Annotated in this window: 19 protein-coding genes and 1 pseudogene; 10 read left to right on the forward strand and 10 right to left on the reverse strand. The window is 55.1% G+C overall.

Annotation, left to right across the window (positions count from 1 at the left end; translation table 11 throughout):
- Positions 1-17: 17 nt before the first annotated feature.
- Positions 18-1,637, reverse strand: a complete 1,620-nt coding sequence (locus tag V3W40_RS33490; protein ID WP_330208612.1) for a methyl-accepting chemotaxis protein — start codon at positions 1,635-1,637, stop codon at positions 18-20.
- 292 nt (positions 1,638-1,929) lie between these two features.
- Positions 1,930-2,796: a helix-turn-helix transcriptional regulator gene (locus tag V3W40_RS33495; protein WP_330208613.1), complete on the reverse strand. Its 867-nt coding sequence runs from the start codon at positions 2,794-2,796 to the stop codon at positions 1,930-1,932.
- Positions 2,797-2,948: 152 nt separating this feature from the next.
- Here V3W40_RS33495 and hemA point away from each other — a divergent pair, with 152 nt between their 5' ends.
- The 6 genes from hemA to V3W40_RS33525 all read left to right on the forward strand — a co-directional run bounded on the left by hemA (position 2,949) and on the right by V3W40_RS33525 (position 10,486).
- Positions 2,949-4,190: a 5-aminolevulinate synthase gene (gene hemA / locus V3W40_RS33500; RefSeq protein WP_330208614.1), complete on the forward strand. Its 1,242-nt coding sequence runs from the start codon at positions 2,949-2,951 to the stop codon at positions 4,188-4,190.
- 1 nt (position 4,191) lies between these two features.
- Positions 4,192-4,692: a GNAT family N-acetyltransferase gene (locus V3W40_RS33505; RefSeq protein ID WP_330216451.1), complete on the forward strand. Its 501-nt coding sequence runs from the start codon at positions 4,192-4,194 to the stop codon at positions 4,690-4,692.
- The gene (locus tag V3W40_RS33510) at positions 4,689-5,762 is read left to right on the forward strand and encodes a Gfo/Idh/MocA family oxidoreductase (RefSeq protein WP_330208616.1); all 1,074 of its coding nucleotides are present in this window, start codon (positions 4,689-4,691) and stop codon (positions 5,760-5,762) included. Before V3W40_RS33505 ends, V3W40_RS33510 begins: the two co-directional genes overlap by 4 nt.
- Positions 5,763-5,790: 28 nt before the next feature.
- Positions 5,791-7,644: an asparagine synthase (glutamine-hydrolyzing) gene (gene asnB, locus V3W40_RS33515; RefSeq protein ID WP_330208617.1), complete on the forward strand. Its 1,854-nt coding sequence runs from the start codon at positions 5,791-5,793 to the stop codon at positions 7,642-7,644.
- A gap of 66 nt (positions 7,645-7,710) precedes the next feature.
- Entirely contained in the window at positions 7,711-8,901 is a 1,191-nt protein-coding gene (locus tag V3W40_RS33520; protein ID WP_330208618.1) for an MFS transporter, read from the forward strand.
- Between the two features lie 694 nt (positions 8,902-9,595).
- Positions 9,596-10,486 carry a LysR family transcriptional regulator gene (locus tag V3W40_RS33525; protein WP_330208619.1) on the forward strand — a complete coding sequence of 297 codons (891 nt, stop codon included), beginning with the start codon at positions 9,596-9,598 and terminating at the stop codon, positions 10,484-10,486.
- 171 nt (positions 10,487-10,657) lie between these two features.
- Here V3W40_RS33525 and V3W40_RS33530 read toward each other — a convergent pair whose 3' ends face one another.
- Positions 10,658-10,951, reverse strand: coding sequence for a helix-turn-helix domain-containing protein (locus tag V3W40_RS33530; RefSeq protein ID WP_330208620.1), 294 nt, complete (start codon positions 10,949-10,951; stop codon positions 10,658-10,660).
- 106 nt (positions 10,952-11,057) lie between these two features.
- On the opposite strand from V3W40_RS33530, the gene V3W40_RS33535 reads away from it, so the two are divergent.
- Positions 11,058-11,699 carry a LysR substrate-binding domain-containing protein gene (locus V3W40_RS33535; protein ID WP_330208621.1) on the forward strand — a complete coding sequence of 214 codons (642 nt, stop codon included), beginning with the start codon at positions 11,058-11,060 and terminating at the stop codon, positions 11,697-11,699.
- 318 nt (positions 11,700-12,017) lie between these two features.
- Here the strand turns inward: V3W40_RS33535 and V3W40_RS33545 are convergent, their stop codons facing one another.
- The 4 genes from V3W40_RS33545 to V3W40_RS33560 form a co-directional block, all read right to left on the reverse strand.
- Positions 12,018-12,389 carry a histone-like nucleoid-structuring protein, MvaT/MvaU family gene (locus tag V3W40_RS33545; protein WP_330208622.1) on the reverse strand — a complete coding sequence of 124 codons (372 nt, stop codon included), beginning with the start codon at positions 12,387-12,389 and terminating at the stop codon, positions 12,018-12,020.
- 1,805 nt (positions 12,390-14,194) lie between these two features.
- Entirely contained in the window at positions 14,195-14,617 is a 423-nt protein-coding gene (locus V3W40_RS33550; RefSeq protein ID WP_330216452.1) for a hypothetical protein, read from the reverse strand.
- Between the two features lie 522 nt (positions 14,618-15,139).
- The gene (locus V3W40_RS33555) at positions 15,140-15,559 is read right to left on the reverse strand and encodes a hypothetical protein (protein WP_330216453.1); all 420 of its coding nucleotides are present in this window, start codon (positions 15,557-15,559) and stop codon (positions 15,140-15,142) included.
- A 492-nt stretch (positions 15,560-16,051) separates the two neighbouring features.
- On the reverse strand, positions 16,052-16,639 hold the full coding sequence (locus V3W40_RS33560) for an acetyl-coenzyme A synthetase N-terminal domain-containing protein (RefSeq protein WP_330216454.1): 588 nt from the start codon (positions 16,637-16,639) through the stop codon (positions 16,052-16,054).
- Between the two features lie 179 nt (positions 16,640-16,818).
- Between V3W40_RS33560 and V3W40_RS33565 the strand changes: the two genes are divergently transcribed.
- Positions 16,819-17,742, forward strand: a complete 924-nt coding sequence (locus V3W40_RS33565; RefSeq protein WP_330216455.1) for an AraC family transcriptional regulator — start codon at positions 16,819-16,821, stop codon at positions 17,740-17,742.
- Positions 17,743-18,028: 286 nt separating this feature from the next.
- On the opposite strand, the pseudogene V3W40_RS33570 reads toward V3W40_RS33565, so the two are convergent.
- The 3 genes and pseudogenes from V3W40_RS33570 to V3W40_RS33580 form a co-directional block, all read right to left on the reverse strand.
- Positions 18,029-18,300 (reverse strand): annotated as a pseudogene (locus V3W40_RS33570) (transposase); the annotation flags it as partial.
- A complete protein-coding gene (locus V3W40_RS33575; RefSeq protein ID WP_330208797.1) occupies positions 18,273-18,497 on the reverse strand; it encodes a hypothetical protein in 225 nt (74 codons plus the stop codon). The pseudogene V3W40_RS33570 and the gene V3W40_RS33575, both read right to left, overlap by 28 nt.
- 404 nt (positions 18,498-18,901) lie before the next feature.
- The gene (locus V3W40_RS33580; RefSeq protein ID WP_330208796.1) at positions 18,902-19,576 is read right to left on the reverse strand and encodes an RraA family protein; all 675 of its coding nucleotides are present in this window, start codon (positions 19,574-19,576) and stop codon (positions 18,902-18,904) included.
- A gap of 245 nt (positions 19,577-19,821) precedes the next feature.
- On the opposite strand from V3W40_RS33580, the gene V3W40_RS33585 reads away from it, so the two are divergent.
- Both V3W40_RS33585 and V3W40_RS33590 read left to right on the forward strand, forming a co-directional pair.
- Positions 19,822-20,814 (forward strand): hydroxyacid dehydrogenase, encoded by a 993-nt coding sequence (locus V3W40_RS33585; RefSeq protein WP_330208803.1) that lies wholly within the window; start codon positions 19,822-19,824, stop codon positions 20,812-20,814.
- Between the two features lie 84 nt (positions 20,815-20,898).
- Entirely contained in the window at positions 20,899-22,227 is a 1,329-nt protein-coding gene (locus tag V3W40_RS33590; RefSeq protein ID WP_330208795.1) for an MFS transporter, read from the forward strand.
- The last annotated feature ends 75 nt before the right edge of the window (positions 22,228-22,302 follow it).

Consider the following 22,302-nt stretch of genomic DNA (forward strand, 5'->3'; position numbering starts at 1 on the left):
GATCTATGTGATGCCAATTATATTTTGAACCGAGTAACCACCGCATTCATTTCTATTGCCAGTCTCGACAGCTCTGTACTCGCAAGGGATGTCTGGTGCGCCCCTTCATTACTTTGTACCGAGAGATCGCGAATACTGACCAGATTATGATCGATCGAACGCGCGACTTGCGCCTGTTCTTCAGATGCGGTGGCGATCAACATATTCATACCGTTAATCTCTTGAATACCTCGCGCAATTTCAGTGAGTGCGGCGCCTGCCTCGTGAGCCACGCGGAGCGTGTCTTGTGCTCCCAGGCAGCTATCTTGCATTGATTTGGTGGCTAGCTCCGATCCTTGCAGGATGGCACCAATCATCTGTTCAATCTCCTGCGTCGATTGCTGGGTGCGATGTGCTAAAGCCCTTACTTCATCAGCCACAACTGCAAAACCTCGACCCTGTTCACCAGCGCGGGCAGCTTCAATTGCCGCATTGAGGGCCAGCAAGTTGGTCTGCTCAGCAATTGTCCTGATCACTGCCAGAACCTTGCTGATGTCATTAGATTGACCTGCCAGACGCTTTACGTCGGCGCTAGTGGCGAGGACTGTAGCGCTAAGCTTTTCGATTGCATTTACCGTACTGTTGACCCGCTGAGACCCAAGCAACGTGGATGCATTTGAATCCCTAGCTGCATCAGATGCAGCGGCAGCATTGCGTGCGACCTCGTCAACTGCCGCGGTCATTTCATTAACGGCAGTCGCTGCTTGTTCGATTTCCTGATTTTGACGACCCAACCCGTAGCTAGATTGTGCAGTAATGGTGTTCATCTCTTCAGCAGCTGAGGCCAATTGCAGTGAAGAATTACTAATTAATCCAATGGTCTGCCTTAAATTCTGTTGCATAGAAAGCGTTGACCTCTGCAGGTCGGAAAACTCGTCTTTACCTGAAATTAAGACTTCACTTCGGAGGTCTCCAGAAGCAATTCTGTCATTCGTAGCCAGCAGCTCCTTGAGTGGCCTTACTATACTACGGGTGAGCAAGATCGCCAGAACGACCGTAACAAATATTGAGATAATAATTATCATCAAAGTGAAGTTAAAGCCAGTCTCATAAGATGCCGCTGCACTTTTCTCTAACGCTTCAGCCTGATCTGAATTCATCTGAATAAGGGTATCAACCGCCGTCTGCAACGTCTGCGATACCGGAACCAAATTGGTGTCTGCGAACGCAACAGCCTCGCTATTAGCGCTTTTATTACTGAGATCAATAAGCGTCTCGCTAAGCGCAGCGAGTTTTGGAATAGTAGAGCTAACAGATTGATATATCACCCCTTCTTCTGTGCTACCCACAAATGAAGCATATGCATCGGACTGCTTTAGCAAATCATCTCTAGTATTTCTGAGGCGCTCAATAGTGACGGCCTTGGCTTGCGGATCAGTTTGCGCAATTAAACGCCTTATGTCGAGGCGCAAGCGCAAGGTGGCAATGCTAATCTTATTCGCAAGTGAGACGCTCGCCATGGCATCGGACTGAAGAGTGACCATATCATCCCGGAGTCTTTCCATTTTCCATAACGATATCGCTCCAAGCGCAATGAGCAAGCACGTGATCAGCATGAAGCTTGCGCCTGCTCGAACCGAGACCTTAAAGTTTCTCATTATCTTACCTCTGGAGGTGAGTGTTTCACGGGCTTACACCGCGCTATCGGCCACACTACGAGTAAGATTAACAAATAGTTCAATTGATTCTGTTCTGCGAGCCACAGCAGCCCCTCTAATAGTCCCTCACTCTCTCAAAGTTCGTCTGCGGCACTGCCCTGACGTTCTCATTGCAGGGGGCACTACCTGCTGGAGCGTTGCTTCTCCGGCATCGGCGCCTGCGCGCTGGCGGATTATCTTGGGAGATTAGTCGCAGTGCGGCGACTCTGCCGGGTTTGGTATTACCGCTACTTCACGCGGAAGTGTTTTTTTGAACTCCGGATGACCTTAGCCACCCGGAAAAGCCCTTGTTATAATCTCCATCTTCCATTGCGGCGTAATAGAAAAGTCGCAGGTGATGATCCTCATCTATTGTCAATTTTGAATACTCGAATGCGACGTGTCCAAGCTCCTCAATCCGTAAGCGTCGCCACCCGTGATCCGGGCCGTGAATGTCCTGCTGCTGCCACCACTCCTTAAAGTCTGGAGATACTTTTTCCAGGTCCTTGATCAAGGCGCAGATATCGGGTTCCTGCGTCGCATTGACGAAATCTCTCCTGAAGTGAGAAAGCATCTGGAGTGCTTGATCCTCCCAGGGATCGAAAAGCTCCTGGGTGAAGGGATCAGCAAACAGCATCCACAACAAATTGCGCCGCTCCGGCGTGTGCGAGGAAAAGCGGAACACCTTGTCGGCGGCCAGGTTCCAAGCCAACACGTCCCATCGTAGGTTGATCACATAAGCGGGACGTAACGCCAGATCACCCATGAGCCGATGGACCACCTGTGGGACGACACACCACGTCTTGCCGGGCTCAGCCGGTGGGCGCTGTTGAGTAAGAAGGTAGAGATAGCGTCGCTCGGCCGCATCCAGCTTCAGAACCCGGGCAAGGTTGTCCAAAAAAGTCGCTGACACACTGATGTCTCGCCCCTGCTCCAGCCACGTGTACCAGGTCAGCCCTACGCCGGCCAATGCTGCCACCTCCTCGCGGCGCAGCCCCGGCGTGCGACGGCGCGCTCCAGACGGGAGTCCGACCTCTGAGGGCGCTAGACGCTCGCGGCGACTCCGGAGGAACTCGGCCAATTCCTTCCTGACACGCTCCATATTACGAATAACACTCATCCAATCACTTTTAGTAACAGCATAAATAGTTAAATTGTAATAGATAAAAAGGCTGCACACAATCACTTCGGCTCGCCATCTCGGCCGTTCTTGGCCGGCAGTAGACAGCTGCCAAAACGCATATGAGGTGTAAAAAATAAGGAGAAATGAGCATGTACCAAAGTTTGCTGAGTGAAAAACTGAGTGAATTGAAGGCTTCCGGGCAGTACCGGACTTTCGTGACCTTGAATCGGATCCGTGGAAAATATCCGCTGGCGTGGCTCGAAGGCGAAGACAACCGTCCCGTCGTCATTTGGTGCAGCAATGACTATCTCGGGATGTCACAGCACCCGAGCGTGTGCAAAGCGATGCACGAGGCGATCGACATCTATGGCGCCGGCTCGGGCGGTTCGCGCAATATCGGCGGAACTCACGGGATCTACTGCCAGCTGGAGCGCAGCTTGGCCGACTGGCATGGCAAGGAGGCGGCGCTGGTATTCCCGACCGGCTTCAGCTCCAACGATACGACATTGCAATGCCTGCTGCGGCAGATTCCCGACTGCGTGGTGTTCAGCGATGAGAAGAACCATGCGTCCATCATCAGTGGCATTTGCGCGACCCGTGCCGAGCGCCAAGTGTTCCGCCACAACGATGTGGCCCACCTGGAGGAGCTACTGGCGCGCTACCCGCGCGAGCGGCCGAAGATCGTGGTGTTTGAGTCGGTGTATTCCATGGACGGCGATGTGGCCCCCATCGTAGAGATCGTGGCGCTGGTCCGTCACCACAACGCGCTGACCTTTCTCGATGAGGTGCATGCGGTGGGCATGTACGGCCCGTGCGGCACCGGGCTAGCGGCGCACTTGGGGGTCGCCGATCAGGTGGACTTGATCCAGGGCACTATGGCCAAGGCGATCGGCGTGATTGGTGGTTACATCGTCGGCGCTCAATGGCTGGTTGACGCCATTCGCTCGTTCGCCACCGGCTTCATCTTCACCACGTCGCTGCCGCCGGCCGTAGCGGCCGGTTGCCTGGCCAGCGTCGAACACCTGAAGGAGCAAACCGCCGAGCGTGACCGGCTGCATGCACAAACCCAGCGCCTGCGCCAAGCACTGGCCGAGAGGCGGATTCCGGTGATGGCGTGCTCCACCACGCACGTGCTGCCGGTGCTGGTCGGCGACGCCGGCAAGTGCAAGGCTGCGGCGGAGCGCCTGCTGCGCGTGCATGGCATCTACCTGCAACCAATCAATTTCCCTTCGGTGGCAGTGGGCACCGAGCGCTTCCGCGTCAATGCCACGCCTAACCACAGCGATGCGCAGATCGACCAGCTCGCCGAGGCGCTGGAAGAGGTCTTCGCGCATTTCGACATTCCGCTGCTAGCACACGGCGCCGCCGACGCCCTGCAGGAGGCGTCGTGAAATGTCGAAGGCATCCTGGAAGATTCGCCCAGCCACGCCATCCGATATCGAGGTGCTGGTAGCGCTACGAGCTCATCTGCTGGATGGCGCATCAACGGCAAGCTATGCGAGCCGCACGTCTGAGGAACGTTTGCGCTGGAAGGCCGCCTATCGGGACTGGCTGGAGCCGGTGCTAGCAGATGGCGAGCACACGAGAATCGCCGTCGCTGACCGGGACGGCGAAGTGGTGGCCTGCGCCACCGGCCTCATCGATTCACGCCCGCCCGCGCCAGACTGCCTGAGCGGCTGGTGCGGCTGGGTCCAGTCGGTGGTGGTGTCGCCGCCGTGCCGACGCCAGGGCATTGCCGAGAGGTTGATGCACGAGTTGTTGCAATGGTTCGCCGAGCGCGGCGTGACCAAGGTGCTGCTGGAGACCACCCCGGCCGCCGAGGCGTTGTACCGCAAGCTGGGTTTCGTGCGCAGCGTGGAAGGACTACTGAGTCTGTCGGGAGACCGGCCATGAAGCTGCTGATCGTCGGACTAGGCTATGCCGGCAAGCGCTACCACCGTGCCTTCCGCCATCTTGCTGGCACGCTGGACCTGCCGCTCGACATAGCCTATGTGGCACGCCAGCAGCGCATCAGCGAAGCCCTGCCCTACTACCCGGACGTTCCTCGGGCGCTGGCCGAATTCCACCCCGACGTGGTGGTGGTCAGCGTCAACGATCATGCGCACGTTGGCATCCTGCGCGACCTGGCCGGCTTCACGGGCTTCGTGCTCTGCGAGAAGCCGCTGGCCGCGCCGGGGGATGGCTGGCCTGACGCTTGCGCCGGAATGGCGAGTGCCCAGGGCTTCGCTTTGGATCTGGTGGAGCGCTATTCAGAGGCCAGCCAGCGGCTGAGGGACCGGGTGGCCGAGCAGGCGTGGTCGCTGATCCGCGCCAGCTTCCATTGGGGCAAAGACCGGCTGAACGACTATCGGCCCACATGCGGCGTGAGCAGCGAGGTCATCCATGCCCTGGACTTGGTGCAGTGGATCGGCGCGCCTGGCGAAACGTTGCGCCTACGGCAGGCGATCGGCATCGGCTCGGACTTTTCCCTTTCCGGCCCCGATGTTCCGGACACCGTGTTGCTCACAGCGACCCTGGGCGACGCGGTGGTGGCCGGCTACAGCAGCTTCGTCAACATCCAACGACAGCGCACCGTGGACTTCTCGTTCGTCGATCCGGCCGGCCGGATCTTCCACGCGCGCATCGTCTACGACACCCCGGCCTGGGACCACGACGAGTTGCGCATCTGGACCCGCGACGGCGAAGGACGGGAGGTGCTGGTGGATGCCTTCCGGACCGCACCGAGCGAGGTCGGACTCGAAACACTGCTCAAGCTGTCGCGCCTGTGCGAGGACGTTACGCGCGTGACTGCGCTGGGTGGAGCACCTAGGCGCCCCTTCGCCGGCCTCGATGAGGCGATCCGCCTTCAGGCTCTGCTCGACGGCATCGGCCGGCAGATCGGCACGCTGCCGCTTGCCCGATATGTACGCGGCGCGGCGCGGCTGCTCATACCCCAGAGCGCAGACCTTGAGAGCTTGGGCTAAGGCTTAACAACTATTTCAGGAGTGATTTATGTGTGGAATGACCGGCTGGCTTGCGTTCAGCCATCACCTGACGACGCACCGCGAGACTTTGCAACGAATGACAGACACCCTTGCACCGCGAGGCCCCGATGCAGAGGGCGTATGGATCGACGGCCCGATCGGGCTGGGGCACCGGCGTCTGTCGATCATCGACTTGGAGGGCGGCCGCCAACCGATGGTCGCCGAGCATAGTGGTCAGCATGCCGCCGCGGTCATCAGCTACACGGGAGAGGTCTATAACTTCCCGGAGTTACGCCGCGAATTGCTGGAGTGCGGCCACCGCTTCGAGACCCGCAGCGACACTGAGGTGGTGCTGCGCGCTTACCTGGAATGGGGCACGGCCTTCGTTGAACGGCTCAACGGCATGTACGCCTTCGCCCTCTGGGATCGGCTGGCCCAGCAACTGCTGCTGGTGCGCGACCGGATGGGCGTGAAGCCGCTGTACTACTTCCAGACCGACGACGGTGTGGTGTTCGGCTCCGAACCCAAGGCCCTGCTCGCCAACCCTAGAGTGCCTCGTAAGGTGAATGCCGATGGGCTGCGCGAAGTGCTGGAGATGGTCAAGACTCCGGGCCATGCGATCTTCGCCGGCATGCACGAGGTGCTGCCGGGCGAGCTGGTCAAGGTCAGCCGCGCGGGCCTGTCGCGCCATCGCTATTGGGCGCTGCAGGCCCATGAGCATGAACACACGCTGGAACAGACCGTCCGCCACACCCGCGACCTGCTGGAGGACATCATTGATCGGCAGATCGTCGCCGACGTGCCGTTGTGCAGCCTACTGTCCGGCGGCTTGGATTCCTCGATCATCACCGCCCTGGCGTCCAAGAAGCTGCTGGCCGCAGGCAAGGACAACATCCGCTCGTTCTCAGTGGACTTCGCCGATCACGGAGGAGGCTTTACCGGCGATGCGGTGCGCGGCACCCCCGACGCGCCCTTCGTGCGTGACCTGGTACGGCGCATCGGTTCTACCCATGGTGAAATCGTTCTGGACAGCAGCGAGCTGGCCGATCCGGCGCTGCGGGCCAAGATCGCTCAGGCGCTGGACCTGCCACCTGCATTCTGGGGCGACATGTGGCCCTCGCTGTACCGCCTGTTCCAGGAGATCCGCCGACATTCGACCGTGGCCTTGTCAGGCGAGTCGGCCGATGAAGTGTTCGGCGGATATCGCTGGTTTCATGATCCAGAGGCGATCGCTGCTCAGACTTTTCCGTGGCTGACCTCTGCGACTGGCAAGTATTTCGACGGCAAGACGCTGTTCGCGCAAGACCTGCTGGACACCCTGCAGATGGACGATTTCCTGCGCGACAGCTACAGCCAGGCGCTGGCCGAGACCCCGGTACTGCCCGGGGAGGATGCGACCAACCGGCGCATGCGACAGATGAGCTACGTGAATCTGACACGCTTCGTACAGACGCTGCTCGACCGCAAAGATCGCATGAGCATGGCGGTGGGCCTGGAGGTGCGCGTACCATTCTGCGACCACCGCCTGGTTGAGTACGCCTTCAACATCCCTTGGGAAATGAAGTCCTTCGACGGCAGGGAGAAAAGCATCCTGCGCGCCGCCACGCGCGACCTGCTGCCGGACAGCATCGCCGAGCGGATCAAGAGTCCGTACCCCTCGACGCAGGATCCGGCCTATGAGCGGGGAGTGCGTGAGTCGCTGGTCGCGATCCTGGCCGATCCGGCAGCGCCAGTGTTGCCGCTGCTCGATCGGCAACGTATCGCAAACACCCTTGCGAAACCCCTCAGGAATCTGTCTCCCATGCACGACCGAATGGGGATGGAGCTGGCCATCGGCTTGAACACCTGGCTCGCCGAATACCGCGTCGAACTCACTCTTTGATCCATCGCTGTGAAGCGCGTCGCACCGTGACGCGCCTCCACGCTCTTTTCTCTTAGGAGCCTCCCAATGTCACGTTCTGCGCAATCTCCAGTCTATCTTGTCGCCCTCGGTGCTTTCGCCTTGGGCATGGCGTCGTACGTTACCGCTGGCCTGATCCCCATGATCGAAACAGCCTTCGCGGTGCCCGTCGCCCTCGCGGCGCAACTGGTGACCGCTTTCACCCTGGCCTACGGTCTGGGCTCGCCTCTGTTCGTCGCGCTGCTGCCTGCTCCTCGGCAGCGAGGGGGTTTGCTGTTCGCGCTCGGATTGTTCGTGCTCGCCAACGCAGCCAGCGCCTTGGCGACCGACTTCAATGCGCTGCTGGTCTTCCGCGCTCTGGCCGGTATTGGCGCCGGCGTCTATCTTGCAATGGGTATTGCCGCCTCGGCGGCGCTGTCGCCGCCAGACCAGCGGGGCAAGGCGATCGCAGTGATCATGGGAGGTATGGCCAGTGGCACCGTGCTGGGTGTGCCGCTGAGCCTGCTGTTGGCCGAACGTCTCGGCTGGGCCTCGGCCCTGTGGCTGGTCACCGCATTGGGCGCTATCTCTCTGGTGGGGCTGGCGCTACGGCTACCTGTGTTCCCAGCCCCAGCGGCCACGCCACTCAAGGCCAAGCTGACTCTGCTGACGGATGGTCACGTGGCCTCGCTCTTGTCGGTATCGCTGCTGGCGGCAGTCGCCAGCCTGGGCATGTACACCTTCATCTCACCGTTGCTGGCTGCAAGCCAGGGCGCGGCTCGATCGGTGACATCTTACCTGTGGGTATGGGGTGTTGGTGGTGTGCTCGGCAGCTTTCTCATCGGCCCGTTGGTGGATCGCGTCAGGGGTCCGGTATTGACCCTGTGGATCATGGTAATCCTGGCTGCGGCGCTGTTCCTGCTTCCAGTGACGGCATCGATGGGGACTTGGTTGGTGATGCTTCCGATCGCTGCCTGGGGCGCGGTGGGATGGGCACTGCAGGTGCCGCAGAACAACGAACTGATCAACGCGCGCGAGCGCCAAGGCGACGGCAATCTGGCCGTGGCACTCAACGAGTCGGCGTTGTACTTGGGCAGCGCCATCGGTGCGGCGCTGGGCGGAATGTTGCTGCTCCAGCAATGGACTGCGGTAGCCTTGGCCAGTAGTGCAGGAGCAGTAGCCGTGCTCGGTGTCCTGGTGCAGTGGCTTAACCTACGTCGGACCCCGGAGGCGCCGCACAACCGGGTCAACTCTCATTGAAGGCCTAGACGCACTTGACTTTATGCAGCTTGGTAATTTTTAAACCGTGGGCATCATATGTCGTGTAGGTAAGATCTTTCCGTATTAGATCTTGGAACGGAATTGTCGGTGCCAACGACTGACAGCAAGGTCATGCAATGTGCTGCTCCGGAACGCGCTGGCATTGCATCAGAGAGACGATGAACGCTTTGCGCCAGACCGGACTTGCTTTGCGAATAGCCATTTGGGGTCCTGTTTAGTACGAACCTTCGCCCCCTGGGAGAGGTTTCGGCCCTGACGGCAAAATCCGTCGAGGCTGAGGCCCCTCCATAACGGCCTGTTCTCCGAAGCAGGCTTCCGTCCCAATCGCCTGATTACTGAAGAACAGTGCTAATCAGGCTTCGGGTAGCGCTATGAGCCTTTGTACTGTCAACAGCCCAGCCCTTACAAGTCGCTGCTTGAATAACGCAGCTAATTTGGCTCGGAGCGTGATAGTGGACCATGCGTTTTCGACAAATCCACCATTGCTCACCGATCTGTACAGACCGGCCATGGCCAACGACTTTGCGCTCGCAACGACTTGTGCAAGGCTGCAATCCCAGGTGGTATCAGGCCTTTTTTCTTCTTTTTACGTCTCGCCAAGGGAATGCTAAAGCTGATGGAGCGTGAGGGTGAATTTTCGGGTTATTAAAAATGCATTAGGAGCAGGTCATTGATGGAATTGCGGCACCTTCGCTGCTTCGGTGTCTTGGCCGAGGAACTGCACTTCACACGGGCCGCCGAACGTCTCCATATCGAGCAGCCACCCCTTTCGCGGACTATCAAGGAGCTTGAGGATGAGTTGGGGGTGATGCTCTTCGATCGAGATCGCAGAGGAACCCGGCTGACCGCGGCCGGCGCTGCATTCTTGCAAGACACTCGAAGGCTATTCACCGTCCTGGAACAAGCCCGAGAAAATGCCAAGGCCGTTGCGGCCGGCTTACGAGGTAGTCTGCGCATCGCGATATCCGATGGCGCAGTCGACCGGAGACTGTCCGCGTTCCTGGCCCATTGCCGTGAAAAGGAGCCGGAGATTGAAATAAAGCTGTCCGAGGTTCCGTTGTCCGAGCAGTTGCGCGGCCTACGGTCAGGCGACTTCGCGGCTGGGTTCGCGTACACGGCCGAGATCGATGAAGACATTGTTGCCGAACCACTTTGGCAGGACTCGCTGGTGATTGCAGTACCAGCCCGGCATGAATTGTTAGCCCACAGGGAGGTCCCTCTTCATGAACTCGGGAGCCACCCGCTCGTCTTGTGCGATCCGCAGGTGTTCGAGGGCTACTGCCGCGAACTAGCGAGGATCCTTCGACCGTTGGATCGTGAGCCCAATGTCGTTGAGCATGTGTCTTCGCTGGACATCATGCTGACCCTGGTCGGCGCAGGCTTCGGCCTGGGTTTCACCACGCAGACCAGGTCCGCAGTCTGCCAACGGCCAGATGTGGTCATCCGTCCCTTGGCGGCGGAGTCAGCAGTGATCACCACCTACTTGCTTCGGCCCGGCAGTGGCAGTTTGTCGGCTCCGCTGGAGCGATTCATCTCTCGCCTACGCGCCCATATGTGCGATTAGCGGGGCCACCCACAGACGGCCAATCGAGAATAGATGCCGCAGTCAATGTTGCGTTGCGTTCCCGATTGGCCCCAGCAGCCCGTGCTGGACAGGTATTCCCAAGGCAGGTCCCGGCCGGCCTTGAGGAGGCGCATAGCCTACCCCCAGTGCCCGCCTGGCAGTGACGATGGCTCACAAATTGGCGCCGGCACGCAGATTACTTTCAGTGGCAGTCATCAGGTCGGCTGCACTTATCCTAAGCGCCAAGGCGATTTTCAGTATCAGCGCCAGTGTGGGCATGTGCTCCCCACGCTCGATCTTACCCATGTGCGAACGCTCGACCTTGGCCAAGGCAGCCAACTCTTCCTGAGCGATTCCTTGTTCTGTGCGGGCGGCACGCACCGCTTGACCGAACGCCAGTGCCGGCTCGGCTTCATAAGTGGTTGTGCCAGGGGGACGGCCCCGTTGAACGCTACGCTTCTGCATCGCCAGAAGCGTCAAGCAATCAATGAAATTTAACCACGTTAAAGTTAACTCTTAGCTATCATATCGGCTCGCCTTTTCTGATCCGATCGTTTCTTGGGGGCTCTCAATGCACGACGCCACCAGACAGGTTTCTAATCTCCGGCTTGCTATCGCGCAAGGCGTGCCATCCTCACATCTCTCGGCGCTGCTTGCGCTGCAGCGCGCGGAAGAGCCCGAAGTCACTATCGCTTTTTTTGAGGTCACGAGTGATGCCCTGATTGCGGGACTTCGCGAGGATCGCTACGACGCAGGGCTACTACTTCAGGGATTGAGCGACCCTGCCCTGAAGAGCCAGCGCCTTTGGATCGAAAACAGGGCCGTTGCCGTACCGCTGCGGCTCCCATCGCTCAGCCAAGCAGCACTTACGATCGCAGAACTGGTGGACTATCCCCTGTTTCGCTGGCCGGCAGAGGCTTGTCCTTTGCTAGATGAGCGGCTGTCCTCCGTCACGCCGACAGACGAGCAGTGCATTCAGCGTGTGACATCCTTCGAGATGATGGCGATATGGGTGGCGGCCGGCTACGGCATCGGGATATGTGCGCAATCCCGCGTTCAGCAAGCGAATGCATTGGGGATCGACATGCGGCCTTTGTCCAACGGCCCCTACGAGATCGTGACGCACCTGCTGCGACCTAGCGGGCAAGCCAACTCGGCTGCTGAGCAGTTTGAACGCAGAGCGCTACAGATCGCCAGAGCTGGAGCAGCCTGACCCGATACCTGTTGCCCGAAGCAGTCCCGCTCCGGTCAACAGGCCGCAGCGTTGGCTTTCAAACATCTTCAAACACCGCCTCGCCATCCATGTTCCGGCGAATGCTCTCGGGGATAGACCGCATTGAGACGGTCTCGGAGGCAGTTGGATGGTGATGGTCCCCTATGATGGCCCGAACGATCGCGACCACATTGGTCGGCGTGACTACATCGATCGCTGCGCGCTCACCTAGATCTGGGTGCGGTCGGGTCAGCGATCAAAGCAGCCAATGCGAGGTGAAGCATATGCCGCCATTGCGGCGGCATGATAGCTGTCGTATTACTTGCTCAGCCACGACTCAACGGTGTCAGCACCGAACTCACTTTTCCATTCTTTCAATTGACGGTGGTTGCCACCTTTCGTTTCAATGGTTTCGCCAGTATGAGGATTCTTGTAGATCTTCACAACGCGATGACGGCGAGTTGCCTTCGGAGCCACTGGAGCAGCAGCACCTTTATGGTTAAGCGAAGCTGGATCGAGGATAGCGATCACGTCACGCAGACTCTTGCCGTATTGGCCCAGCAGGTTCCGCAGCTTCTCTTCAAATTTGATTTCTTCAGCTAAACCGGCATCACCTTTCAAAGCTTCCAGTTGAGCCATTTGCTCTGCAAGGTTTTTTTCAAGCTGACGGAATTCTGCAAGCTTAGACATAACGCAAACCTTAAATATTGGTGATGACTGATAATACATGAATTCATTCAAGTCTGAAAAGGTCAATCCGTCTTCAAGAAAAGGCTCGGATTGGCTTCATCAACTTTCTAGTTTTTTTTCATTCCACAGAACTATGCCGTCATATTGCATCATGTCCGGGCTACCGGGTTGAGGTAACGCAAATCATGAAAATGGCGTTCACATCTACACAGACCGTGGCTCGGCATCCCATACCACGGCCGTAGGTAGCCACCACAAAATGCCCTGCAAAGTCAGACTTTTGACCTACAGCACCTTCAAAATGACTCTTTGATACGCCATTGGCCTAAAAGAGCTACCTGTACCATTCGACGTCCGCGAGCGCCTTCCTAGACGCACTTGCGCGCAAACCTGCCGCAAAAAAAACAGACTGATTGCTGCATCGTGAGCCACCAGACGAATGTTGCGCGTCACGAGCAACCCCTCCGCCAGGTGCCGATGTTCATATCGAACGGCAGCGCCATGGTCGCTGTCGATGAGCTGAACAAATAGCTCTGCCGGCGCTGAACTGTTGGTTGCGCAGGTGCAGCACTCAGTTGAACGCTTGCCTAATTAGGGTGACAGCGGCCGCTGCGTCGACTCAAGATGTTATCCACTGGCTCCGCTTTGAAGACGGCAAACACCGGTAGAGGCAAGGCAGATGAAAAAGTGGGTGCATTTAATATCATGGTAGATAACGTTAGGTTAACTTCGATAAGCGTACATGGTCTAGCTGAAATGACTGCAGGATATCAATAAAGCTCTGGACGCCATTCGCAAAATTGCCCAGCAAATTAATTTATTAGCGCTTAATGCGACAATAAGGCAGCAGGTGCCGGAGAGGCTGGACGTGGATTTGCTGCAGTAGCCGATGAGGGTAAGAGCGCTCGCCCATCATATACAGCTAAATCTGCACCGCGTTGCTCTCTCCCAACCGCCAGAATGCTTTTGGTTTGTTGCGGCTATTCATATGGAATGATTTAATCAGTTTTGGACCAATTATAAATATGGGTAAACTCAATACAATGTTGGCGCTCGACGCAAAGCTTCCCACGCTGTTGACAATATGATTAAAGCGATAGCGGAGGTCGTGAAGCCTATCTCTTATAACCTTCACCTCGCGAATGTTACACATATCGTGCTAAGACGCATTCATAGGCAAACCAAGAAACATAATATCGGCAAAAGATACGAGTACCATATATCAGTGACAAACAAAATTCGACCTCTCATTTTAGATGGAGAAATCTTCGCGCTTAGCCAGAAACCGGACAGTTGCCTCCACCTTCATAGCGACTTCCCTTTTATACGTTGTTTTTTTGCAGTTATAGCAAAAAAACCCTATCGGTATCGGCTCTCTCCAGCGTCGCGAACAACTGAAGATTAACCAACCCATTCTAAAGGGCGCCAGGCTATATATTGTTAACTATTTTACATGCACTAGAATGCGATTGAGAACCACTAACAAGGATAAGCATTTAAATGACTATGCTTTATTGTGGGCAACTCATAATTTATCAGCCGCGATTGAGATTTAACATTTTTTTCAAGTGCACATCTTCAACGACCCAGCAAAAAGATAAAAGCATCGTTCAACTTCTAAATTGAGCCAAGCCATCGACAAAACTTAATCTTCAGAAGCAGAAAATATATTATTAAATCGCCGACGCGGCAAGATTTTCAGCCTCTAGAAAATATGCCCAACATCACATACAAGATCAAAAATAAAACAAAAAAAAATATATAGAATGCATTCAATTAATTTATTCACATAAACCCTCGCATTCTTATCGATTGATATCTCGTCTCAGGTCTTCGATTTGACACTTTAGATTTACAAGCTGCAATGAGCATTGAGAAAACAGCGCAAAAATCCGCCCTCCCTCCTCATCATTATTTTCATCCATGCTGATTTGACTGGATAGCACCGAGAGCCCAGCGTCAAGTTTCGCCGAAAGAAAATCCAGCTGTTTACACGCAACCTCTTTAATAGTTTCGACCTCGACAGCACAAATATAAAGCCTACCCTGTAGACTCTCTACACCTAAACTATCGATATTGCGCACGCTTTGACCCACAAATAGCATTTTTTGTTCAGTCCATCTTAAAGACTGTATAAGCCCAGCAATCGCTCTAACGACGACTTCTTGGTTATACGCTAGCAAATGAACAACCTCCACCAATCTATTTCCAGGCAACATAATATTCACCCTTATATTTCATTGCGACTTTCATTGAACAGAGATTCGTATATGATTAAGATAACTGGACATGTCCTTTCTCCAAGCGGCCATCTTGCCAGCCTTTAAACGCGCATATATATCATTTACAGCAAGTACATACTTATAATCATATGCAGGTCTTCGTTTGATAGCGCAAACAATATATATGATCCAACATAGAGAAAAAGCCTGGGCATCTGCAGCAAAAACCTCTATTAAACATATCACCGTCTTCGAGGAATCTTAAATTGATATGAGGAGCGCACATACCCTTGGCGCTTTTGGGATGCATAATATACCCGGACTTTTATATGCCTCGTCAAGCAATGGCGGCTCGTTTTGAGCATCTACAAGATTAGTAACCAAGCTTGTGATCATTGATTAAGCCTACCAACCGCCTTAACAACAACTTATTGATCATTTTTTAACTTACTTTAACTACTTCAACAGACTGCTTTTTTAGCCATATATTTACTTTTGTATTTTGATGCGACTCTTATTCGCCGGAATTTAATCATTAAAATGACGAATAGGCGTTCGCTCCAGACGGCTATCCTTCCAATCTTTAAGCGCACACACCATATCATTGACAGCAACGCACATATCTATAAGGTTTTTTAGATCCTTATGAGGCGGAGCAACTAATAAATATGAGTCGATATAACGAACAAGCTTAGATGCATCTGCGACAAACGCCTCCACCAAAAATATCGACCCCTCTAAGGAATCTTGCAAATTCTTTTGGAGAGCGTACGCATCCTTGGTACTGTCGTGATATATCACAAGTCCAGGAGATTTTAGATCATTAAGCGACGGAGATTCATTTCGGACCATGACCAAGTTAGTGATCATTTGTATCGAAAAATGCAATACTCTAATTTGATTCAATAGTTCTTTACCGACCCGGTTTTTTTCTTCAAGTACGGTCAACCAATAACTGCAAAGCGTAGGCATATTATTTTTCGCTCAGTTAATCTGTTAATAAGCTAGACTTCGTTGCCAAGTTTAGCTTGCTAAAAGCTCCAATCAATGGCATGAAGCAAGTCATAGCACGCATTGAAATCAACAATCTTCTCAACCAAAAAATTTCACTATTTTCGCTTTGTTGCGCTTATTACGTCCCTAACGAATAAAGGCTGATTAATGCTCCGAGGCAGCCCCCCTTGTTGTACTTAGCTTGTACAAGCCCTAAAAGATAATTCTACTCATGAATTGGCTAGCTGAAAGGTACGAAACAGCTGTTCCATATGTTCCCTCAAAGCAAATAATGCCACGCCTCCGATTCTTACGAGCCGCAACGCCCATACAACACAACTGAATTCGCCTGCGCGCACTGCTAACAGTTCGGAGCCCGCTAGCAAGCGCGAGTAAAATTCGGTTCCGCCCGATTGTGGTGGTACCCAGAGCTCGGACTTAATTGCGTTATAACACCAGGCAAAAATCTTCGGCGTCGCTGGCGAACCGATGGGAACTCGGGTGCTGCACTGAACCAGGTAGCGACGATCGCCGTCGTCGCCAACATTGCGATGACATGACGGCCTCAGGAATATTCGGCATGTAAGCGACCACACGGTCGCCCGGTTTTACGCCCATATCCCTCAGTCTGGATGCCAGACAGCGAACCTGAGATGCAACCTCTGTCCAACTCAGGGACTGCAGAGGACGAAGCTCGGAGCAATGCTGCAGGAAAGGCCGTGCTGGATCGCCCTTAAGCTCGTTTCGCAAAATATGTTCGGCGTAGTTGAGGCGCGTGCCTGTGAACCAACGAGTTTTCGGCATTGGATCTGCGGTGCGCACCTCATTGATCTGCCCGTCATAAATGAGGTCGAAATGGTCCCAAATCGACTGCCAAAAAGCGTCGGAATCGGCGATCGACCACCTCCACAGATCGCTGTAGCTATCGAAGTCGTGTCCCCGATGCGTACTCAGCCAAGACATATAACGACTAATATTGGCCTTACCGAGACGTTCCCGGTCCGCCTGCCATAGAAAGTGTCCTTCTTCGATCATTTCCTAAATCTCCTCCCATATTTTCAGCCTTGTCACTCAAGCGAGCTAGGGCTCCTAAACGAACAGAAGTTCGTATGGGTCTCGGCGACCAATCCCTCGGGCCAACTCATGACTGCTACCTTTTCGTTGGCTACAGACTATGCTTAAAGTACCTTTCTTGAAATGTATTGAGGGATCCGATGCTGGGACTTTTGAAACATGGTGGTCAGGGCCCCTCCGATCAGGTCGTGCCGAACTACATGCTCTATGGCAGCCATCAGGCGCTGGAGGATATTCTACATTGCGAACGCATTTCCGACCGCGCCGCGCCCAATGGCTGGGTGATCCCACGCCATCGCCATGTTGCCTTGCATCAATTCATTGCCGTCGTTGCCGGCGGTGGGGCGGTCGTAATAGAGGGAGATGCCTTCGCATTCGAAGCAGGTATGATGGTCAATATACCCAGTGCCTCAATACATGAATTTCATTTCCGGCCAGATACGGATGGATTTGTCATCACGGTTGCAGTCCAGGAACTGCCGGAAGTCATGCGGATGACTGTTGCCAATCCCACCCGCTTGGCCAGGCCCTTCGTCATAACGATGAACGAAAGAATTGCCGGGCTATTTCCTGCCATCGAATTAGAGCTTAACGGCAATGACGTTTATCGCACTCCAGCCTTACGAGCGCTCGCTATGCAACTCTCAATCGAGGCAGTACGAATGAATCGAAAAATGCCATTGAACGGGACAGAGATTACTAGACCGCCCCATCTTTCTCGATTCCTGCTGATGATCCGCCAACATCTGAGCGATCGATGGACGGTCACCAGATATGCTAACCAGACGGGGGTATCACGGGTCCATCTGAATAGGCTTTGCCAACAGATAATGCGTTGCAGCACCCAGGAAGTGATTGAGAATATTCGTTTTCAAGAGGCGTGCCGCCTGCTGACATACAGCGAACTCACGATTGCCCAGGTTGCCTTCGAACTCGGTTTCGATGACCCGTCCTATTTTTCACGCGCCTTCCGACGCAAGCTCAGAGAAACGCCTTCGAGATACAGGTCGCAGCGGCGTGACAACGATAGGTCGAGCGAAGATAGCATTGATAAAAATATATGACTGGTAAACTGTATAGCGGAGGAATTCTCTTTTCCGGCGCTACTTTATAGTTTTGAGGGGTGATAGATTTGGCGCAATTTGGTCGCGCTATTATACATTTAGAATGGTAAGCATTCGCGAGGGCTTCAGATTCTGCCTTTTCTTTCGACCGTGTCCCAGGAAGTGGTGTAACTCATCACGGTTCTGACCACTGAGTTTACCGTTTGATTGATCACGGCCGACAGCCTGGCTTGTGGGTTATCGCTGACCGCCTCAAAGGCCTGCAATTGCATATAATGCCGTTGCGGGCAATACTCGTCGTTCTGCTCGATCAACATCGCACCCACGAGCCTCTTGATCGCCGGATTATTAGGGAAGATAACATGGGTGCGGCGTTTGATTTCCGCGTTCAGCCGCTCAAGTCATCCCGCGTAAAACACAGCGCATCAGACTGCGCAAGAAGTCCGCCCAGAACGGCTCAGCCTCGGAATGGCCAACCCGCATGCCGAGGATTTCCCGTCCGCTATGGGTGCTCACGGCCACGGCGATTGTTACCGCAACCAAAACGATACGGCCTGCCTCCCCGCCAAGGCTATCAAGGCACGGACCAGCGGTGGCCCGACAAAGCGACCAGCATTAATTAACATGGCGTTAAGTACGATAGCGTTGGGCAGATCGACGGGATCAGGAACAAAGCTTGCGATCAACGCCTGACGAAGCGGAGTCTCCACGGCATTGAGCAACCCGAGCAGCAACGCCATGAGCGCAATGGTCAAGCCGCTCATCCAGTGCCCTTAGGCGAGAATCGCCAAGGCCAAAGACCGCAGAGCAAAAGAACCGTCTGAACGATCAGCAGCAGGCGACGCTTGTCGTGCCTATCCGTCCAAGCTCCGTCCAAAGGGCCACTCAGCAGCTGTGGCGCAAGGCTGAGGAAAGTAATAGCGTTGAAACACCACCCCCGAGCCAGTCAAATGATAGGTCAACCACGATAATGCGACTCGTTGAACAACTTGCTCAGGGTGGAAACGGCTTCCCTGCAAATAGATTTGAAAATTTGGATATGCCAGCGCCTTAACGGATGCGGGCCACTGACTAAGGTGCGTCGTGAGGGAGCCAGGCAAGTCATGGCTCCTGATTGACAAGTAAGAGTAACGCCCGCCCCGTCCCCTCCAATGGCACATTACGGAAGCAGGCAACCTTTTCTCTTCAGCGACTCCAGCACCCAGGTGCGGTCGTTGGTGCCCTGAGCAATTTGCTCCATCTGCTCGCTCTCGGCTGCATGCTTGGCAGCTGCGCGATCATAGACTTCGCCAACCTGATCGAATGGCACACATAGAAGTCCGTCGTCATCACCAATAATCAGATCGCCTGGCTCGATCACCATACCATCGATTGCAACGGGCACGTTGATCTCGCCCGGGCCATCCTTGTAAGGGCCACGATGTGAAATTCCTGCCGCGAACAGGGGAAAATCATCCGCGCCGATGACTGCCGAATCTCGAATGGCACCGTTGATAACGATACCCGCGATTCCGCGCTTGACGGCATAGGCAACCATCATTTCTCCGATCAGGGCGTTGGACAGATCACCCCCGGCATCGACGACCACCACGTCGCCCGGCTCCGCAATATCCAGTGCGTAATGCAGCATGAGGTTGTCACCCGGACGGGCCTTGACCGTGAGCGCCGGTCCAGCGAGCACGCCGGCACGATGCAAAGGACGCAGCTTGGGGCCACCGGCGGTCATGCGGTTCATTGAGTCGCTGACATTCGCCACTGGAATTTCCCGGTAACGTGCAACCCACTCGGCATCAACCTTGCGTGCACGCTCCAAAACTCTGAATCCAATGCTCATGTGACGTACCTCTATTGACGTTGTTTTATTGAATTTATTGGCAGTCGTTGGCTAAGCAGCCAATCCTTAATTTCAGAATTACATTTCATTTCTTCAAAATCAATACCAATTTTTATCCTACCCATCCGCGTATCAGTGCATTTCACTCTACCATATTGCAACGCCATTTCATTATGGTAGTGTTGATCTACTGCGATGCATTATTTTCGACCGTCAGCCACAACCATAAAAACAAGGTACCTGTCATGACCCGAACCATCCTGCTTACCGGGCCCGAACTCGCCGATGACGCCATGAACCTGGCCGCGAGCCATGGCGTCAGGGTAATCCCCACAATTCCCTACATTTCTTCTGAAGAATTGGAAGCGATAATCCGCGCGGAGCAACCCGATGCAATCATTGTCCGCCAAGGGCAATTGACCCGCTCCATGATTGAGGCGTCTTCCAAACTCAAATCCATTGCCAAGCACGGTGTGGGCTACAACACCATTGACATCCAGGCGGCGGCGGAGCGCGGTATTCCAGTGAGCATCGCTGCCGGCGCCAACGCGCAGTCCGTAGCAGAGCACGCCTTTGCGCTGATGTTCAGCGTGGCGCGCCAGACCGCATTGCTGGACGCGCGCATGCGCGACGGTCATTGGGACAAGTCCTCGGCGAACGGTATTGAATTGTTTGGCAAGACGCTAGGGCTGGTTGGCCTGGGCTCGATCGGCAGCATCCTGATGGACTTGGTTGCGCCTTTGAACATGAAGGTAAAGGTCTACGACCCCTACCTGAAGCAGCTACCGGAACGCGGCCATGTGGAGCGCGAAGACGATTTCGATCGACTCCTGGCCGAAAGCGATATCATCAGCCTGCATTGCCCACTGACCGACGCCAACTACAACCTGATCGGTGCTGCGCAGTTGGCGCGCATGCGCCCGGGAAGCATCCTGATCAATACCGCCCGGGGCGAGTTGATCGATACCGAGGCACTGGTCGAGGCATTGAGCGAACGCAAGATAGCGGGCGCCGGCCTGGACACCTTCAATCCGGAGCCGCCACCTTCCGACAGTCCACTCTGGGGCCTGCCGACACTCGTCGCCACTCCCCATGTCGGCGCAAATACCTCCGAGGCACGTGACCGCGTAGGCCTTGTTTCCCTTCAACAGATTTTCGATGTATGGGCGGGCAAACCTCTGGATCCACGCTGCGTTGTCAACCGACATCTATTCGATTTCTGTTCAGCGATCGAGTAATGCCCAGCCCACTGTCGTCCCTGAAAAACGGGAACCTCAAAATGAAACGCGACACTCCAGAAAAAATAATAATCGGAGAGCCTCATGACTTCAGCAACTTCCACGGTAAGCGAGCTAGAGCGCAGTACGATGCACCGAGTCGCCTGGCGCATCCTTCCATTCCTGATTATCTGCTATTTGATTGCGATCATTGACCGCGGGAATATCGGCATGGCTTCGCTGCAGATGAACGGAGACCTGGGCCTGACGGCGAAAGTGTTTGGTTTCGCGAGCAGCCTGTTTTTCGTATCCTATTTCCTCCTCGAAGTACCCAGCAACCTGGCCATGCAAAAATATGGCGCGCGTATCTGGATCGCCAGGATCATGATCACGTGGGGGCTCATCTCCGCGGGCACAGCGTTCGTGCAGGGCGCAAATTCACTTTATGTGATGCGCTTTCTGCTCGGGGCTGCCGAGGCGGGCTTCTTCCCCGGCGTACTCCTTTACCTCACCTACTGGCTGCCCTCCGCTTATCGTGCACGGATGGTCGCGATCTTCATGGTGGCTATTCCCGCGGCCAACTTCATTGGCTCGCCACTGTCCGGCCTTTTGCTCAGCCTGGATGGCTGGATGGGGATGCGCGGATGGCATTGGCTATTCATTCTAGAAGGTATACCCGCTGTATTGCTGGGACTTGCCTGCCTGTTCGTGCTGACTGATCGCCCCGAGCAAGCCAAGTGGCTCACTGATGAACAACGCAACTGGTTGGCTAAACGCCTGGCTGAAGAAGCCTCGAAAAAAACTGCAATCGGGCATATCTCCTTGTGGAAGCTGCTGCGCCATAAAGACATCTGGGTGCTCGCACTGATTTACTCGGGCGCGTCTGCCGCTGGCAGCACCATGAGCGTATGGGCCCCTCAGTTGCTCAAAACCTTCGGACTGAGCTCCCTGGAGATTGGCCTGGTGAATGCCATTCCCTACGGCATCGCCTCGGCACTCATGATCGTGTGGGGACGCAGCTCGGATCGCACAGGGGAACGTCGCTGGCACACAGCAATGACCTTATTGCTGATTGCGGCAGGGCTACTCATGACTCTATTCACCTCCTCGCTGATCGCCACCGTCATTATGCTGACCATGGTTTTGGTCGGAGCCTATTCAATGAAGGGTCCATTCTGGGCATTAGTTTCTAGCTGGCTATCGTCCTCCACAGCAGCCGCAGGGCTCGCAGCGGTAGGCGCGATGGCAAATCTGATAGGGGGCGGCCTGATGGTGAACGCCTACGGCGCGATCCACGATGCAACCGGTAGTTATGCACTGGCGCTCATGCCATTGGCAGCCCTCTGCACACTGGCCGGGGTCATGGTTTTGGTTGTAGGTCGCAAGCGTCAGCGGGAACAAGCCGAGCTGGGCGCATCCATGACCGCCAAATAAGCACATCTTAACCAAGGCTACGATGCCAAAATTCCCATATCGGAGCGTTGGCATAGCTATGTAAAAACAATAACA

The sequence above is a fragment of the Pseudomonas sp. AM8 genome (assembly GCF_036346475.1).
GTDB classification, from domain to species: Bacteria; Pseudomonadota; Gammaproteobacteria; order Pseudomonadales; family Pseudomonadaceae; genus Aquipseudomonas; species Aquipseudomonas marginalis.

Coding starts and splice junctions, on each gene's coding strand:
- V3W40_RS33490 (WP_330208612.1), bottom strand. CDS start 1,637: ATGAGAAACTTTAAGGTCTCGGTTCGAGCAGGCGCAAGCTTCATGCTG.
- V3W40_RS33495 (WP_330208613.1), bottom strand. CDS start 2,796: ATGAGTGTTATTCGTAATATGGAGCGTGTCAGGAAGGAATTGGCCGAG.
- hemA (WP_330208614.1), top strand. CDS start 2,949: ATGTACCAAAGTTTGCTGAGTGAAAAACTGAGTGAATTGAAGGCTTCC.
- V3W40_RS33505 (WP_330216451.1), top strand. CDS start 4,192: ATGTCGAAGGCATCCTGGAAGATTCGCCCAGCCACGCCATCCGATATC.
- V3W40_RS33510 (WP_330208616.1), top strand. CDS start 4,689: ATGAAGCTGCTGATCGTCGGACTAGGCTATGCCGGCAAGCGCTACCAC.
- asnB (WP_330208617.1), top strand. CDS start 5,791: ATGTGTGGAATGACCGGCTGGCTTGCGTTCAGCCATCACCTGACGACG.
- V3W40_RS33520 (WP_330208618.1), top strand. CDS start 7,711: ATGTCACGTTCTGCGCAATCTCCAGTCTATCTTGTCGCCCTCGGTGCT.
- V3W40_RS33525 (WP_330208619.1), top strand. CDS start 9,596: ATGGAATTGCGGCACCTTCGCTGCTTCGGTGTCTTGGCCGAGGAACTG.
- V3W40_RS33530 (WP_330208620.1), bottom strand. CDS start 10,951: ATGCAGAAGCGTAGCGTTCAACGGGGCCGTCCCCCTGGCACAACCACT.
- V3W40_RS33535 (WP_330208621.1), top strand. CDS start 11,058: ATGCACGACGCCACCAGACAGGTTTCTAATCTCCGGCTTGCTATCGCG.
- V3W40_RS33545 (WP_330208622.1), bottom strand. CDS start 12,389: ATGTCTAAGCTTGCAGAATTCCGTCAGCTTGAAAAAAACCTTGCAGAG.
- V3W40_RS33560 (WP_330216454.1), bottom strand. CDS start 16,639: ATGATCGAAGAAGGACACTTTCTATGGCAGGCGGACCGGGAACGTCTC.
- V3W40_RS33565 (WP_330216455.1), top strand. CDS start 16,819: ATGCTGGGACTTTTGAAACATGGTGGTCAGGGCCCCTCCGATCAGGTC.
- V3W40_RS33580 (WP_330208796.1), bottom strand. CDS start 19,576: ATGAGCATTGGATTCAGAGTTTTGGAGCGTGCACGCAAGGTTGATGCC.
- V3W40_RS33585 (WP_330208803.1), top strand. CDS start 19,822: ATGACCCGAACCATCCTGCTTACCGGGCCCGAACTCGCCGATGACGCC.
- V3W40_RS33590 (WP_330208795.1), top strand. CDS start 20,899: ATGACTTCAGCAACTTCCACGGTAAGCGAGCTAGAGCGCAGTACGATG.